This window comes from Parenemella sanctibonifatiensis, from assembly GCF_002250565.1.
Classification (GTDB): domain Bacteria; phylum Actinomycetota; class Actinomycetes; order Propionibacteriales; family Propionibacteriaceae; genus Parenemella; species Parenemella sanctibonifatiensis.
Genome location: NZ_NMVJ01000010.1, coordinates 240952 through 257607 on the forward strand (window position 1 = coordinate 240952; position 16656 = coordinate 257607).

Here is a 16656-nt window from a genome sequence, read left to right on the forward strand (position 1 = left end):
GTGTCGTCCACGATCACGGCCCCGCCTGCGAGCCCACACCGGTTGGTCTAGTGTTGGCGCGTCCCACCGCCGAGGGAGGCCGCATGGGCAAGCGCGTGGTCGTCATCGGAGCGACCGGAAATCTCGGCACCGCCGTGCTCTCAGCGCTGCGCGCCGACGCCGAGATCACCAGCGTCGACGTCATCGACGATGACCTCACCGAACCCACAGCCGCCAACCAGCTCACCAGCACCATGGCCGGTGCCGATGCCGTCATCCAGCTCGCCCCCACCGGCACTGCGCAGATCGCCGACGCTGCCATCCGCGCCGGCATCCCGCAGCTTGTGGTCACCAGCAGCGTCGCCGTCTACAGCCCGGTGCCTGACGCGGAGCCGGTGGCGCTCGACGAGGAGCTCTACGTCGAGGACGCCGCCCGCGACGGCATCCCGGGCTCCGAGCTCAGCCAGCGCGCGGTCGACCGGGAACGACTCCTGGACGAAATCGACGCCCGCGGATCCGGGCTGCGGATCGCGCGGATGCGGAGCGCGATGGTGCTGCAGCACGCCGCTGCCGCCGAGATCCTCGACACCGTTCTGGGCCGTCGGCTGCCGTGGCGCCAGTTGGCCGCGCTGCCACCGCGCCGGTTGCCGGTGCCGGATGGCGTACGTCTGCAGGCGATCCATGCCGAGGATGCCGCCCGGGCCTACGTCCGGGTCGCGCTGACGGGCGGGGTCGGGGCGTACAACCTGGCCGCCAACGACCTGCTCCACGGGCCGGACCTGTCGGCGGTGCTGGCGACCGGTCGGACCCGCAAACTGCCCTGGCCGCTGGTCCGTGCCGCCGCCCGGACGGCGTACGCCACTCGGCTCACCCCCGCCGATCCCGGCTGGGTGGAGCTGTTGCGGCGGGCCCCGCTGATGAGCACCGAGCGTGCTCGCACCGAACTCGGATGGCAGCCACGCCATACCGCTCGCCATGCGCTCACCGAGCTGTGGCGGGGAATCAAGGAGAATGTCGCGGACGATGGATCCGCGCCGAACGGAAAGACGACATGAAGACACCTCAGGGTCCGCTGACCCGCAATCAGCGGCTCGACCGCCTGAAGTTCAACAAGGAGCACGGCAAGCTCCTGACCGGATCGGGCATCGGATGGGCACTCGACGCGATGGACGTCGCGCTGATCTCGTTCATCCTGGCCGCGTTGGCGACAGACCCGGACTGGATGATCAGCAAGCAGACCGGTTCCTGGATCGCCTCGATCGGCTTCGTCGGCATGGCTGTCGGCGCCAGTCTGGGCGGCCTGCTCGCTGACCGGATCGGTCGCCGTCAGGTCTTCGCGCTGACCTTGTTGGTCTACGGTCTCGCCACCGGTGCCTCGGCGCTGGCCGGCGGCGTCGCGATGCTGATGGTGCTGCGATTCCTCGTCGGTCTGGGCCTGGGCGCCGAGCTGCCGATCGCCTCGACGTTGGTGAGCGAGTTTGCGCCCCGACGGATCCGCGGCCGCATCGTGGTGCTGTTGGAAGCCTTTTGGGCGGTCGGCTGGATCGCGGCTGCGGTGATCGCGCGCTTCGTCATCCCGATGGAGAACGGCTGGCGCTGGGCGCTGGTGATCGGCATGGTGCCCGCGGCGTACGCCCTCTTCGTGCGGTTCAAACTCCCCGAGTCGGTCCGGTTCCTGCAGTCGAAGGGGCGCACCGAGGAGGCCGAGGCGGCCGTACGCCGCTTCGAGGAGGCCGGCAACGTCGCGCCGCCCGAACACGGGGAAGTGGTCGAGGAGCCGATCCCTGCGGGACACCAGTCGATCTGGTCACGCGGGCTGCGCCGGCGTACGGCTGCGCTGTGGACGCTGTGGTTCTGCATCAACCTGAGCTACTACGGCGCCTTCCTGTGGATCCCGACGCTGCTGGTCGACCGGGGCCTGGGGATGGTGCAGGCCTTCGAAACCACCCTGATCATGACGCTGGCGCAGCTGCCCGGCTATGCGGCGGCGGCCTTCCTCATCGAGAAATGGGGCCGGCGCCCCACCCTGGCCGTCTTCCTGATCGGCTCGGCCGCTGCGGCGTTCTGGTTTGGTTCGGCGGACACCGAGGCGATGGTGTTGGCAGCCGGCTGCACCCTGTCCTTCTTCAACCTGGGCGCCTGGGGTGCGCTGTACGCCATCGGCCCGGAGCTCTACCCGACCACAGTCCGGGGCACCGGCACCGGTGCTGCCGCGGCCTTCGGCCGAATCGCCTCCATCATCGCCCCGATGTTGGTGCCAGCCCTCATTGGGATCGGCGGCCTGCCGCTGGCCTTCGGTGTGCTGGCCGGCGCCTTCGTGGTTGCAGCGGTGGCGGCCTTTGCGCTGCCCGAGATGATGAACACCCCGCTCACCGACGCGGCCACCCCCGAACCGGAACGGGAGCTCGAGGCTCAGAAGTAGTCGTGGATGGCTGGCCGGTACCCGCTGACCAGGGCGTCGAAGAGGCGATCCTGGTCGGCGGGGCCGGTCAGCTGCCCGGTGAGTCGCAACTGCCCGGTGGTGGCGGCGCCGGCGAAGAGCAGGGCCCACCCGCCGGCGGTGAAACAGGGCGCGTCCCCGACCTCGGTCGGCTCGGCCTCCACTGACCCGCCGAGGCTTCGCAGCCGGTAGCCGCCGGTCAGCTCGGAGAGCAGCGGATCGACCAACTGCCAAGACAGTTCCAGATCCAGCTCCGGCCAGGTCCGGGCGGTCAGCGAGCCGACCGGGTCGATCACCTTGAGCATGTAGGGACGCCGGTCGATCACCTCCCAGCCGGCCGCCGGCAGCGCCCAGCGCAGCGTCTCGGCGGGGGCATCGATGGTGATGGCGTCGGTGACCGCAGCAAAGCTGGCCAACCCGCCCAGCAGGGCCCGGGTCGCGTCGGGGTGCACCGAGACGAAGTCCTCGACCGCGATCCCCGGACCGGTGGCGTGGTCGCCGACGGTGCGGTCCCACAACAGGTAGCCGGCCGGTTCGTCCTCGAGCCAGGCCATCGTGAGGCCGGTGAATTCGGCGAGCAGGTCCGCCGCGGTGGTGGTGAAGCGCACCCCGGTGCGGGTCAGGGCGCCATTGGTCCGGGCCGCGGCCCGGGCGTACAGGTCCTGCACCGCCGCGACGTCCTGGGTGCTGCCGCGGGAGAGCCGTACGCCGGGCGCCGGCTTGAGGCGGGACAGGCCCGCCAGCGGCAGCCGGATGGTGTCCTTGTCGGCGATCACCTCACAGCCGGCGCTGCGATAGATGCCCGGCGCGGTGGGGAAGAAGGTCGACACGGAGCGCCCCGCCTCGCGGGCCTCGCGCCACAGCACCGCCAACAGCTCCTTCAGCAGGCCCTGGCCGCGGGCCTCGGCGGCAATCGTGATGCCAGCCAGCCCCGCGTTGGGGACCTCCACGCCACCGAAGTAGGCGCCGTACTCGACCCAGCAGCCGCGGGACAGCAGGGCATCTGCCTCAGTGTGGCCCCACCAGTGTCGGCCCGGATCGGCGTCGGTGTTGGCAACCGGAGCATTGCCGGAGTCGGCCGGGCGCGGGGCGCCGAAGGCTTCGTGTCGCAGTTGCAGTCCGGCCTCGTGGTGGGCCGCGGTGAGAGGGCGCAGGCAGACGGTCACCGCGACATCATTGCAGGGCGGCAGCGGTGAATCTCGGCGCACCGGGGACAGCGGCCTCGCCCCACTAGAGTCGGGCCATGGCATCTGTTCTCACGCGCGCCGAGGCGGAGCAGCGTTCCGCGCTGCTGGAGGTCCCCGAGGTCGAGGTCATGCTGGATCTGGCCGAGGCGGACTTCGGGACCGCCAGCACCATCCACCTGCGGCTGCGCGAGGCCGGTGAGTTCGCCGTCAACTTCGCCGGCTCCCGGCTCGATGCCGTCGTGGTTGACGGCGCACCCGTCGATCCCGAGTGGGACGAGGGACGGATCCTGCTCGACCTGCCCCGGGGCGATCACGCCGTCGAGGTACGTGGCCGAGCGGACTATCGCGGGGACGCCGAGGGGATGCATCGTCATGTCGACCGGGACGGGAGTGTCTATCTCTATGCGATGTCCTTCCTGGACAACGCGCCGTCGTGGTTCGCCTGCATCGACCAACCTGACATCAAGTCTCGCTATCGGCTGGTGGTGACCGCACCCCAGGAGTGGAGGGTGGTGGGCAATGCTCCGATGCATGTCGACGATGCAGCCGACGTATCCGAGGCCAGGCGCCGGTGGCGCAGCGACACCACACCGCCGCTGCCGAGCTATCTCATCACCCTGGTCGCCGGGGCGTACGTCTGCCATGACGGCGGCAGCATCGAGCATCCGGGCAAGCCGGGGGAGCGGATCGGGCTGCGTCTCTTCGCCCGCGCCTCCCTGGCCGAGCAGCTCGCCGAGCAGGGCGACGACATCCTCGAGGTGACCAGGGCGGCGATGGTCGAGTATCACGAACGCTTCGGCCAGCCCTACGCCTTCGGCGACTACGACCAGGTCTTCGTGCCCGACTTCAACGCCGGCGCGATGGAGACTCCGGGCTGTGTCCTCTTCCAGGACCGGCTGCTGTTTCGGGGCGCGGTGACCTGGGCCGAGGTTGCCGCCCGGGTCGGCACCATCTGTCACGAAATGGCCCACATGTGGTTTGGTGACCTGGTCACGATGCGGTGGTGGGACGAGCTGTGGCTCAACGAGGCCTTCGCCGAATACAGCTCGATGGAGGTCGCCAGCACCGTCACCGACCACCAGCCCTGGTTGGAGTTTGCGGTCGGGCGGCGCGACAACGCGACGGTGGCGGACCGGGCGCCCAGCACGCACCCGGTGGCCGGCAGTGAAGCCCCCGACACCCGGGCGGCGCTGAGTAACTTCGATGCCATCTCCTATTCCAAGGGGGCAGCGGTGCTGCGCCAGCTCGCCACCCGGCTGGGTGATGAGGAGTTCCAGGCCGGGCTGCGCCGCTATTTCGAGGCGCACGCCTTTGGCAACGCGACCTTGGCCGACCTGTTGGAGGTCTGGCCGGGCGACCACGATGGTTTCGCGAAGGCGTGGCTGCAGGTCGCCGGGATGGATGAACTGGTGGCAGCCGAGGTGCCCGGCGGTGCCGAGGTCTCCTGTCTGCCGGTGGCCGAACCGGTCCGCGACCATGCTGTGCAGGTGGTCGGGATCGGCGCCGACGGGACCGAGGTGGTACGCCGACAGGTCGTCGTTGCGCCCGGCGAACCGGTGGTGGTGCCGGCCCCGGACCAGGTGCTGTTGTGGCTGCCGGACGCCGGGTTGGAGAGCTGGGCGACCATGTCCGCGCCGCTGCCCGACCATGCACCTCCGATCTCGGCGATCGCCGACCCGCAGGTCCGTGCCGCGGCGTTGGCCCAGCTGCGCGACGGCGTACGCCTGGGGCGGATCGACCCGACGTTGGCGCTGGTCGCCGTGCTGGAGGCTATGTCGACCGAACCGTTGGAGCCGCTGTTCCGAGGCGAACTGAACTTCGTGATCCACGACCTTGCGGGTGCCTTCGCGGCGCCGGCGCTGCGGACCGAACGTGTCGCCCAGGTCGCGGCGGCGTTGGCACCGATGCTGGCCGCATCCGAACCGGGCAGCGACCATCAGCTCACGGCGGCCCGGGGGCTGCTGCGGGTCAGCGACGACATCGACTGGCTGACCGGGCTGTTGTCGGGGGATGTCCAGCTGCCGGGCCGGAAGCTGGACCAGTCGTTGCGCTGGAAGGCGGTGCAACGCCTCGCCAGTCTGGGCGCCCCGGACGACCTGATTGCGGTGGAGTCACGACTCGATCCGTCCAGCGAGGGGGACGCGGAGGCGGCGCTGGCGCTGGCATTGCAACCCGATCTGGACCGCAAGCGGCTGTTGCTGGATTCGTTGGCCAGTGACACGCCGCGCCGGGGGGCCGAACTGGTGATGGTCGCCGGCGGGCTGTTCCGTGCCGACCAGTACGCCCTGGTGGAACCGTTGGTCCCGAGGTGCTTCGAGATCCTCGCAGCGCTGCCGGACCATCACTCGGGCTGGTTGATGAACCGGATCGCGACCGCACTTTTCCCGGGTGAGATGACGTCGGAGGAGACGCTGGCGGCGGCACGGGAACTGGCCGCGCGCCCGAAGCTGGACTCAGGCCTGCGCAGGGTCGTGATCGACGGCATCCACACTCTGGAGCAGGCGATGGCGAGCCAGCAGGCGTACAGCTGAGTTGATCCGATGACCGATCCGGATCCCGGTTGGGGGCTGCCCCCGAACTGGAGGTGGCGGCCCTATCAACAGGCCGCGCTGGACCGGCTCAGCGAGCATCTCAACGGCGATCCGGGGCTGCTGGTCCTGCCTGCCGGTGCCGGCAAGACTGCGGTGGCCCTGGAGATGGTCCGGCGGCGCGGCGTACCGGCGGTGGTGTTCGTGCCGACCACTGCCATCCAGCAGCAGTGGATCGCGGCTTGGCAGCGGCTCACTCCGCCCCCGGAGCTGGCGGCCAGCAGCGACCGTTCTCTGCCCACCGGACTGACGGTGCTGACCTACCAGGCGCTGGCGAGCTTTGCCGACGGTGACGGCGACGTCATGGTGGACCGGCTCGCGCCGGGCGCCCAGGAGTTGCTCACCGAGATGGGCCGACGGCCGCGCCTGACGGTCGTGCTCGATGAGTGTCACCACTTGCTGCACACCTGGGGAGACCTGCTCACTGAGGTGCTGGAGCGGCTGCCGCAGGCGTGGGTGTTGGGGGTCACCGCGACCCCGCCGGAACGGTTCTCGGTGGACGAGCAGCACCTGGCCGCCGACCTCTTCGGTGCGGTCGACTACGCCGTCAGCGCCCCCGCACTGGTCCGTCAGGGCTACCTCAGCCCGTACGCCGAACTGGCCTGGTTCACCACTCCCACTCCCACCGAGACCGCCTGGATCCGCCGCCAGGGCGAGCGCCTGGCGGAGTTGCTGCTGCACGTTGCCGACCCCGAACGTAGCTCCACGGCGTTGTTCAGCTGGCTGGACCTGCGCTTCGTCACGCCGAGGGCCACCGGTGCCCCGGTGGACTGGGAGCAGGTGGTGCGAGACCGGCCCGAGCTCAGCGACGCCGTGCTGCGCCTCCATCGCGCCGGCCACTGCGGGCTGCCTGACGGTGCGGTGCTGCGGGAGCGGCACCGGCGTACGCCGACCCTGGCCGACTGGGCCGAGGTCATCGAGGACTGGTCCGCCGGTGTCCTGATCGACTCCGATGACCCGCGCGATGAGGAGATGATCGCGACCCTGCGTCGGGTGCTGCCCGGGGTGGGCCTGCAGTGGACCCGGGCTGGGATCCGGCGCGGCCGGTCCCCGGTGGACCGGGTGGTGGCCCGCAGCGCGGCCAAGGGGACGGCGGCGGCGAGCATCCTGCGCCACGAGTACGCCAACCGGGCCGGCGACCTGCGTGCTGTGGTGGTGTGCGACTTCGAGCAGGCGGCCACGCTGCCGGCCGACCTGGCTGACGTCCTGGCGCCCGAAGCCGGCTCAGCTCTCGGCGTGCTGACCGCCGTGTCGGAGGCCGCTGCAGCCGATGATCTGGTCGCCGAGTTGGGGGTGATCCTGGTCAGCGGGTCGCGGGTGGCCGGCAACCAGGCGGTGGTGCAGGACCTGCAGCAGTGGATTGCCCGGACCGATCCCGAGCTCGCCGCCCGGCTGGAACTGCGTCCGTACCCGGGGCCAGGGCAGGCGGTGGGTCTCACGCAGTTGGTGGGGCCGTGGAGCAGCCGTGACTGGGTGGGGTGGGCCACCGATTGGCTCAGCGCCGGCGCCGGTCGGGTGTTGGTGGGGACCCGGGGGTTGTTGGGGGAGGGCTGGGATGCACCCCGACTCAACTGTGTGGTTGATCTCACCACCGCCACCACTGTCACCGCGGTGACCCAGCTGCGCGGCCGGGGCCTGCGGTTGGACCCGCAGGACCCGGACAAGGTGGCCACCACTTGGAGCGTGGTGGCCATCAGTGAGGACCATCCCCTGGGGGATCGGGACCACCAGCGGCTGGTACGCAAGCACGAGGGCTACTACGCCCCCGACCCGGAGGGGGCGATCGTCGACCAGGTCGCCCACCTCGACGACGCGCTCAGCCCCGAAGCGCCGCCGGTGGTGGCCGACCTGCCGGCCCTCAATGCGCGTGCGCTGGGCCGGTCCCAAAACCTGGCGGCGATTCGCGCCGCCTGGCAGGTCGGCGCGCCGGTCCGGGACCAGGTGGTGCCGCAGCTCTGGGTCGCCTCGGCGAGCGTACGGACCCGGTCCGAACCGCCGGCCAGCCCCGATGACCTGTTGCCCGAGCTGGTGCTGCGCGAGGACGGTCTTGCCTGGCGCGGGTCCAGCCCGCTGGAACCGGTCCGGACCGCAGCCGTCGGCGGTGCGGCGGTGCTGCTGGCCGCCGTGCTGATGACGGTCGTGCCGGCGCTGGGCGCGGCGGTGCTGACGGCCGTCCTGCTGGCCGGTGGTGGCTGGCTGTGGCGGGCCACTGAATTCGGCCGGCGGGCGCTCGAGGACGCGGAGCCGACCCTGATGCAGTACGGCGCCGCCGTCGCGGACGGGCTGAGGTCGGCGGGGCTGTCGCCGGTGGGCGCCGAGGGCGTACGCATCGTCGTCGACAGTCGAGCTGTGCATCGATGCGAGCTGGATGCCGGCACCCATTCGGCGGGGATCGAGGCGGCGCAGCAGTTCGTACGCGCACTGGAGGAAGTGTTGGCCCCGATCGGTCAGCCGCGATATCTGGTGCGTCGAGACCGCCCGCAGTCCGATCGGCGGGCCGGCTGGCTGCTGGCCTGGGGGCGTACGCCGCCCGGTGAATCGGTCTGGCACGCGGTGCCCAGCGATCTCGGCGGCAGCCGCGCCGGCGCCGATGCGTTCGCGCGGACCTGGCACCACTGGGTGGGCGGCTCGGATCGAGCCCACTACCTGGGCGCCAGCGGTCGCCCGGAGTTGTTGACCGCACACCGCGGCGCCGACCCGACCGGGGCCGAGCTGGTGCACCGGCGTACCTGGTCATGACCCGCTGCCGGCCTGCTCACCACTGCAGCAGCACGTCTCACCACTGCAGCAGCACCAGGCTGGCCGCGAGCACGGCCATGCCAGTGATGAGGCCCGCGCCGGCTTCCCGGCCCTCACTGTGCCGGTACGCCACCGGGAGCAGCTCCACCAGCGCCAGGAAGACCATCGCGCCGGCAATCCCGCCGAAAACTGCCCCAAACACCGCCGGCGACAGGAATGGCGCCAGCACCGCATAGCCGAGCAGGGCGCCGACCGGTTCGGCGAGTCCTGACCCGAGCGCGACCAAGACCGCGGTACGCCGGCTGCCGCTGGCCGCCAACACCGGCAACGCCACCGCAATGCCCTCGGGGATGTTGTGGATCGCGATCGCGGCGGCCATCGGTACACCGAGCTCCGGGCCCTCCAAGGTCGTGAAGAAGGTGGCCATGCCTTCGGGGAAGTTGTGGGCAGTGATCGCGATCGCGGTCAACACGCCGACTCGTCTCAGGGAGGCCTCGTCCGACGTGGGACCGCGAGTGAGGCCACCGGTGGGCCGATCCAGCGCCAGAAACAGCAGCGTCCCCAGCAGGAAGGCCGCTGTCGCCCACACCGTGGCCCAGCGCAGATCCCCGCCGCCGAGGGCGCTGTCGGTGAAGTGTTCCGCTGCGCTGGGCAGGATCTCCACCAGCGAGATGAAGACCATCGCCCCCGCCGCGAAGGCCAATCCGAAGGCCAGCGTGCGCGGTCCCGGCGTACGCCGTCCCAGCACCAACAGGCCGCCGACCACTGTTGCCAGCCCGGCCACGGTGGTGAGGGCCAGGGCGAGCAGGACCGGAGACAACAGGGGCACGGGCGCCATTGTGCCCCTCAGGTCACGATGTGGTGAGGATGCTCGCTGAGATCGGCCAATCTCGGATCCATGACGTAAGATCGCGGGCGGCTCAGGAACGTCGAGCCGTCAAGCCGCTGAGTGACCAGGACGGAACCATTGTGAGCAACTCCGCCAAGAAGAGCGCCACGACCACGAGCTCTCGCCGGCGCACCATCGCCGTCGCGGTGGTGCTGGGTGTTCTCGTGGTGATCGGTGGCGGCTACGTGGCCGGATACTTCATGGCCGGCGACCAGACCCCTCGTAACGCGAGCGTGGCTGGGGTGCCGATCGGTGGGATGACCCCGGAGGAGGCCGTCACCACCCTCGAGACCGAACTGGCCGAGCAGAGCAACCAACCCGTCACCGTCGTCGTGGACGGCGAAGAGGTGCAGGTGATGCCGGCCGAGACCGGGCTGGGCATCGACTACGAGGCCACGGTCGACCAGGCCGGCGCCGGTCGCTCCTGGAACCCGATGCACATCTGGCAGGTGCTCACCGGCGGTGGCGACCTGAAGCCGGTCTACACCCGAGACGCCGAGCAGTTGCGCGGCACCGCCGACCTGATCGCCGCCGATTTCGAGCGTCCCGCCAGCAACGCCGGCCTGGCGTACGTCATCGAGGAGGACTCGGTGAAGCTGGAGCGTACGCCCGGAGTGCAGGCTCGCTCGGTCGACGCCGAGGATCTGGCCACCAAGCTGGAGGAGGCCTACCCCGATCAGGACCGGGTCGAGCCGGCCGTCGAGCTGACCGATCCCGCGATCACCGATGCGGACGTCGAGGCCGCGGCCGCCGAGTGGGGCGAGCCGGCGATCTCCGGCCCGGTGGTGGTCAAGGTCGGCGACCAGACCGTCGAGGTGAGCCCGGCCCAGATCGCCGAGTCGATCACCATCACTCCGGGCGAGGACGCCATCACCCACACCGTCGATCAGGAGAAGCTCTGGACGCTGGTGCAGCCGCAGATCGACAAGCTGAAGATGGACCGCGGCACCGACGCCCGGGTCGAGCTGCAGAACGGCCGCCCGGTGGTCATTCCCAGCAAGGACGGTCTGGGAGTCAAGAAGGAGAACTTCCTCGAAGCCGTGATGCCGGCGCTCACCAGCGCCGAGCGTGAGGTGCAGGTCGAGGCTGTCGTGATGCCGGCAGAGTTCACCACCGAGGATGCCGAGAAGCTCGGCATCAAGGAAGTCATCGGCGAGTTCACCACCTACTTCCCGCACGCCGACTATCGCAACACCAACCTCACCGTTGCGTCCCGCGCGATCAACAACACGATGGTCAAGCCCGGCGAGATCTTCAGCCTCAACGACACCCTCGGCCCGCGCACCAACGAGCGTGGCTATGTCGACGGTTGGGTGATCCAGGGCGGCAAGATGCGCAAGGAGACCGCCGGCGGCATCTCGCAGGCCTCCACGACCACCTTCAACGCAGCCTTCTTCGCCGGGCTGGAGGATGTCGAGCATCACCCGCACAGCCTCTACTTCCCCCGCTACCCGGCTGGGCGCGAGTCGACGATCTACTACGGCTCCAAGGACATGCGCTTCCGCAACAACACCGACTACGGCATCGTGATGCAGGCCTTCGTCAATCCGTCCAGCCCGGGCAAGCAGGGCTCGATGACGGTGCGGGTGTGGTCGACCAAGACCTGGGACGAGATCTATTCACCCGAGCCCACCAAGAGCGACTTCCGCGACGGGCGTACCGTCCACGACGACTCTCCCGAGTGCTCGGCGCAGTCGATGAGCCCGGGCTTCCTGGCGACCTACTACCGAGTCTTCCGCAAGAACGGTGTGGACGTACGCCGCGAGGACTTCTCCTGGCGCTACGACCCGACCGACCGCGTCATCTGTGACTGAGGTCACAGCGCGGTCCGCACCCGGGTTTTCCGGGCGCTGCCTGATAGCCTGAGCCCTGCAACCTGCGAACTTCTGGAGACTCCTGTGACCTATGTGATTGCCCAAGCATGTGTCGACGTGAAGGACCTCGCCTGCGTGGACGTGTGTCCGGTTGATTGCATCTATGAGGGCAACCGGATGCTCTACATCCATCCGACCGAATGCGTCGACTGTGGTGCGTGCGAGCCGGTTTGCCCCGTCGAGGCGATCTACCACGAGGACGACCTGCCCGAGTCCGACGAGCCCTACCTCGCCATCAACGACGAGTTCTTCGACGGCGAGGAGCCCGGCGGCGCCTCGCTGGTGGGCCCGATGGACAAGGACCACCCGACCGTGGCAGCCCTCCCGCCCCAGGGTGAGTGAGGGGCCACCTCATGGCTCCCCGCAGGTCCCCGCACCTGCAACTGCCCGATTTCCCTTGGGACACCATCGCTGACGCCCGCGCCCGGGCCGCAGCGCATCCCGACGGCATCGTTGACCTTTCGGTCGGTACGCCGGTTGACCCGACTCCCGCATCCGCCCGCGCCGCGCTGACTGCGGCCGCCGACAGTCACGGCTACCCCACGGTGTGGGGGACCCCGCAGCTGCGGCAGGCGATCATCGACTATCTCGCCGGCCGCTGGGGTGTGGCGGGCCTCACCGAGACCGGCGTACTGCCGGTGATCGGCACCAAGGAACTGGTCGCCGCGCTGCCCGCCCAGCTGGGGCTGGGCGCCGGCGACACGGTGGTGTTCCCGGCCGCGGCGTACCCGACCTATCAGGTCGGCGCCGTGATGGCCGGCTGTACGCCGCTGGCCACCGACGACCCGGAGGTCGCGCGAGCGGCCGCACCGAGTCTGATCTGGTTGAACTCCCCGGCGAATCCGCACGGTGCGATCCTGTCCGCCGAGGAACTGCGGCGCTGGGTCGAGGTCGCTCGCGGCACCGGCGCGATCCTGGCTTCCGATGAGTGTTACGGCGAGTTCGGCTGGGACGCCGAGCCGGTGTCGGTGCTGCACCCGGACGTGTGCGGAGGCTCCCACGGGGGCCTGCTGGTGCTGATGTCGGAGTCCAAGCGCTCCAACCTCGCGGGCTATCGGGCTGGCTTCGTGGCCGGTGACGAGGCGGTCGTGGCCGACCTGCTGGCGCTGCGCAAGCACCTGGGGATGATGGTCCCCGCGCCGGTGCAGGCGGCGATGGCCGCCAGTCTGGCCGATGCCGACGGGGTGACCGAGCAGCGCGAGCGCTACCTGCGCCGCCGGGAGGTGCTGGTCGAGGCGGTTACCCGCGCCGGGCTGACGATCGACCACTCCGAGGGCTCGCTCTACCTGTGGTTGACCCGGGGGAGCAGCAGCCGCGAGCTGCTCGCCGAACTGGCCGAGCTCGGCATCCTGGTCGCGCCCGGTGACTTCTACGGCGACGACACCCACGTACGCATGGCCCTCACCGCCACCGACGAACGCATCAAAGCCGCGGCACGGCGGCTGATGGGCACCGTCTGAGAGGCAGCCGGGACACGCAGGCTTCGACAGGGCAGGGTTTCCCGCAACGTGGGCCGGAAGCGCTAGGGTTCTGCCATGTATGAGCCTGATTCTGGTCCGGTGGCGCCGCCGGATGCGCCGGTGGGGTGGGTGGCGCCGTTGGTGGGGCGGTGGTTTGAGGAGAAGTGGTTTCGGACTCATGATTTGATCGGGGTCTGGCCGACGAGGGAGTCGGTGGTGATGATCGTGCGGGATCGGTCGACGGAGCTGGTGTGGGCGTGGCGTCCGGTGCGGGATTCCGTGCTGGATCGCGAGCCCACGTTGGTCGACGGCCGCCTCGATCCATCGCTGGGGGCGCCGTGGGAGTGGGTGCCGGATCGGGACGAGCCGCGGCGGCATGAGTTCGTGGCCAAGTTCGTGGACTTGGAAGAGCCGCCCATTGAGCGTGAGGAGGACGGGTATCGCAGTGCCAGTTGGGCTGAGACGATGTTGTCTCATTGCCTGAATGCGGAGCGGTCCATGAGTATTTCGCCTGACCCGGTCGTGGCAGGTTTCGTTGAGCACAGCAGCTTGGTGTGGTTGGTGTGGGGTGTTGACCCTTCCTCGGGGCCGTTTGATTCTCACGAGAGGTGGCTGGGGGTGGCGTGGACATTCATCGCGGATGGATCCTTTGGTGCCCCGTGGTCGACCGAGTATGCGGGTTATTCATTGGGCAATCTCTATGGTCTCAACGCGGACTTTGTCGCAGAGATCTGCAGAAAGCGCAGCCAATTCTCGAGTGAGGCCGACCGTCCAATCCTTGTCGAGGCTGCGCCGGCTGACGACGGACATCGGGAGTGGTTCGAGGTTGTCATCGGATTGTTGGATGAGAAGGAGAGCTGACCGTGCGAACAGTGTTGGTGTTCTTGATCACGGTGGTGGTCTCCTGTGCCGTCGTTCTCGCGCAACCTGTCAGGGTTGCGGTGGCTCAAGAGACGCCGGTCGATGACGTTCCGTACCTGATCCGCGCCAAGCACTGCCAACTCACGGCGGACGGATCCTTGGAGCACCAGTGGGAGCGGGTGCAGACGTATTACAAGGGCGGGTGGCTCGCTTTCTTTGGGTTGGGTGGGGCGGACCCGATGCTATGTGGCTTGCATTTTACGGTCAATCCGCCGGGGAAGAAACTGGCGCGCCACGGACTTAAGCACATTGCGTCCCATAGCGCACAATTTGAACAAATTGTGCTCCGAATCTCGATGCTGTCTGAAGGGAGCCATAGGTATAGGTGGGAATCACTGGTCGATGACATTATTCAGACGCTGTACTCATACTTTGAGGCTGTCAAGGTGGACGGTGAGCCTAACAGCTTCTGTCGGTTTGGGACCATTCAGTGGCATTACACCCCGACGGGCGCATCTTATGTCAAGGATTTCAAGCTGATAACACAGCGCGCCGGTAACGTCTTTTCTCAGGACGTCATCGGCTCATTGTACCCCGACACTCGGCCATGCGACGGTGCACGAGCACGCGGAACTCAGCCCGTCGCCGTCGTGATCAGGTGTGATGTGAATTACTGCGAAGCTGCTGGCGGTGATCGTGGAAATCTTGTGTACTCGAGCCGTGGCTCCTATATTGTGGGGCCGCCGATGGTGGAGGCCTGGAATCGTACCGGGAGGCTCGATGCGCTCGGTGTGCCCATCGAGCATCCGTTCTTTGGGTTGCGTGACGAGGGTGGTGCGCAGCGTTTCGAGAAGGGGATCATTTACTGGACGCCGTCGCTGGGTGCCTACGAGAGTCACGGTCCGATCTTGGACAAGTACGGGTCGTTGGGTTGGGAGACTGGCTTCTTGCGTTATCCGACGTCGGATGTGTTTTGTGGCCTGAAGGCCGGCGGGTGTGCGCAGCGGTTCCAGGGCGGGCTGATGTACCGCCATTCAGGTGGTGCGTTCTTCGTGCGGGGCTCGATCTTGGATGCCTACGCGGGCCTGGGGTGGGAGCAGAGTGTGCTGGGATATCCGGTGTCGGACGAGATCTGTGGGATCCGGGATGGCGGGTGTTACCAGAACTTCCAGAACGGTGGGATCGTGTGGAGTCCCTCGACTGGCGCGCAGCCGAGCTATGGCCCGATTCGGGCCAAGTGGGCGACTCTGGACTATGAGCGTGGATGGTTGGGCTATCCGACCTCGTCGCCGCGATGCTCATTGCCCGGGGGAGGATGCAGTCAGGCGTTCCAGGGCGGGGTGATTGTGTGGTCGAATGGCTCTGGTGCTCATTTCATGCGCGGCGAGATCCGCAAGACTTATGACGGGCGGGGCGGCCCGGGCGTGTTGGGGTATCCGACCACGGACGAGATTTGCGGACTGAGTCGTGGTGGTTGTCGCCAGGAATTGAGCCGTGAGCGCGCGGCGCTTTATTGGTCCCCCGCGAGCGGCACGTTCACCGTTCAAGGGTTGATCCGGGATCACTGGAAGGCCAACGGGGCGGAGGCCGGAGCGTTCGGGTATCCGGTCAGCTTCGAGCAGGCCATGAATGGTGGCATCACCCAGTACTTCGAGAATGGCTTCATTCACTATGACCCTGCAACCGGAGCGGTCTACGGGGCATTTCAGTAGGCGCCAGGTTGGCGGAGAGGTCTGTTCATGTATGAGCCTGACTCGGGTCCGGTGGAGCCGCCGGATGCGCCGGTGGGGTGGGTGGCGCCGTTGGTGGGGCGGTGGTTTGAGGAGAGGTGGTTTCGTACTCATGATTTGATCGGGGTGTGGCCGACGAGGGAGTCGGTGGTGATGATCGTGCGGGATCGGTCGTCGGAGTTGGTGTGGGCGTGGCGTCCGGTGCGCGGTTCGGTGTTGGATCGCGAGCCCTCGCTGGTCGACGGCCGCCTCGACCCATTGCTAGGGGCGCCCTGGGAGCGGGTGCCGGATCGGGATGAGCCGCGTCGTCATGAGTTCGTGGCGAAGTTCGTGGACTTGGATGAGCCGCCCATTGATCGCGAGGAGGATGGATATCGCAGTGCCAGTTGGGCGGAGACGATGCTGTCTCATTGCCTGAAGGCGGAGCGGTCCATGAGTATTTCGCCTGACCCGGTCGTGGCAGGTTTCGTTGAGCACAGCAGCTTGGTGTGGTTGGTGTGGGGTGTTGACCCTTCCTCGGGGCCGTTTGAATCTCACGAAAAGTGGTTGGGAGTGGCGTGGACCTTCACTGCGGACGGATCGTTTGGTGCGCCTTGGTCGAGCGAATTCGCCGGTGCGGCTCTCGGTAATCTTTACGGTCTCTATGCGGACTATGTTGCTGGTGCATTCAATAAGGCGAATCCGTCAGCGTGTCCTGGCGACCGCCCGATCCTTGTCGCGGTCGATCCTGAAGACGACCGACATCGGGAGTGGTTCGAGGATGTCATCGGATTGTTGGACGAGTGACCTGCCCCCACGGTTAGGTCCGGACGTTGTGCGAGTCGTCGGTTTCCATTTGATGGGTGCACTGCCGAGCGTAGTCGGCCGGTGCGAGATAGCCCAGCGATGAGTGCCTGCGGTCGTGGTTGT

12 protein-coding genes are annotated in these 16656 nt (G+C 68.3%); 10 read left to right on the forward strand and 2 right to left on the reverse strand.

The genetic code is table 11. The annotated features are described in order from the left end of the window. Nucleotides 1-83 precede the first annotated feature (83 nt). Both CGZ91_RS12945 and CGZ91_RS12950 read left to right on the forward strand, forming a co-directional pair. A complete protein-coding gene (locus CGZ91_RS12945; RefSeq protein WP_094455752.1) occupies nucleotides 84-1034 on the forward strand; it encodes a Rossmann-fold NAD(P)-binding domain-containing protein in 951 nt (316 codons plus the stop codon). Continuing rightward, on the forward strand, nucleotides 1031-2401 hold the full coding sequence (locus tag CGZ91_RS12950) for an MFS transporter (RefSeq protein WP_094455754.1): 1371 nt from the start codon (nucleotides 1031-1033) through the stop codon (nucleotides 2399-2401). The genes CGZ91_RS12945 and CGZ91_RS12950 overlap by 4 nt, the downstream gene beginning before the upstream one ends. Here the strand turns inward: CGZ91_RS12950 and CGZ91_RS14125 are convergent. Beyond that, nucleotides 2392-3585, reverse strand: coding sequence for a GNAT family N-acetyltransferase (locus tag CGZ91_RS14125; protein WP_179229365.1), 1194 nt, complete (start codon nucleotides 3583-3585; stop codon nucleotides 2392-2394). The two genes, CGZ91_RS12950 and CGZ91_RS14125, sit on opposite strands and share 10 nt — an antisense overlap. 77 nt (nucleotides 3586-3662) lie before the next feature. On the opposite strand from CGZ91_RS14125, the gene CGZ91_RS12965 reads away from it, so the two are divergent. After that, entirely contained in the window at nucleotides 3663-6137 is a 2475-nt protein-coding gene (locus CGZ91_RS12965) for a M1 family metallopeptidase (RefSeq protein WP_094455758.1), read from the forward strand. A gap of 9 nt (nucleotides 6138-6146) precedes the next feature. Then, entirely contained in the window at nucleotides 6147-8933 is a 2787-nt protein-coding gene (locus CGZ91_RS12970) for a DEAD/DEAH box helicase family protein (RefSeq protein WP_094455760.1), read from the forward strand. A gap of 37 nt (nucleotides 8934-8970) precedes the next feature. Here the strand turns inward: CGZ91_RS12970 and zupT are convergent, their stop codons facing one another. Then, complete coding sequence (zupT, locus tag CGZ91_RS12975) at nucleotides 8971-9762, reverse strand: zinc transporter ZupT (protein WP_229116622.1); 792 nt, start codon at nucleotides 9760-9762, stop codon at nucleotides 8971-8973. Nucleotides 9763-9902: 140 nt separating this feature from the next. Between zupT and CGZ91_RS12980 the strand changes: the two genes are divergently transcribed. The 6 genes from CGZ91_RS12980 to CGZ91_RS13005 all read left to right on the forward strand — a co-directional run bounded on the left by CGZ91_RS12980 (nucleotide 9903) and on the right by CGZ91_RS13005 (nucleotide 16533). Beyond that, nucleotides 9903-11636 (forward strand): VanW family protein, encoded by a 1734-nt coding sequence (locus CGZ91_RS12980; RefSeq protein ID WP_179229366.1) that lies wholly within the window; start codon nucleotides 9903-9905, stop codon nucleotides 11634-11636. An 84-nt stretch (nucleotides 11637-11720) separates the two neighbouring features. Next, nucleotides 11721-12038 carry a ferredoxin gene (gene fdxA / locus CGZ91_RS12985; protein WP_094451273.1) on the forward strand — a complete coding sequence of 106 codons (318 nt, stop codon included), beginning with the start codon at nucleotides 11721-11723 and terminating at the stop codon, nucleotides 12036-12038. Nucleotides 12039-12049: 11 nt separating this feature from the next. Then, nucleotides 12050-13156, forward strand: coding sequence for a succinyldiaminopimelate transaminase (dapC, locus tag CGZ91_RS12990; protein ID WP_094455766.1), 1107 nt, complete (start codon nucleotides 12050-12052; stop codon nucleotides 13154-13156). Nucleotides 13157-13231: 75 nt separating this feature from the next. Next, complete coding sequence (locus CGZ91_RS12995) at nucleotides 13232-14017, forward strand: hypothetical protein (RefSeq protein ID WP_144276910.1); 786 nt, start codon at nucleotides 13232-13234, stop codon at nucleotides 14015-14017. Between the two features lie 2 nt (nucleotides 14018-14019). After that, nucleotides 14020-15729, forward strand: coding sequence for an LGFP repeat-containing protein (locus tag CGZ91_RS13000; protein ID WP_094455770.1), 1710 nt, complete (start codon nucleotides 14020-14022; stop codon nucleotides 15727-15729). Nucleotides 15730-15894: 165 nt separating this feature from the next. Continuing rightward, nucleotides 15895-16533: a hypothetical protein gene (locus CGZ91_RS13005; RefSeq protein WP_144276911.1), complete on the forward strand. Its 639-nt coding sequence runs from the start codon at nucleotides 15895-15897 to the stop codon at nucleotides 16531-16533. Nucleotides 16534-16656 lie beyond the last annotated feature (123 nt).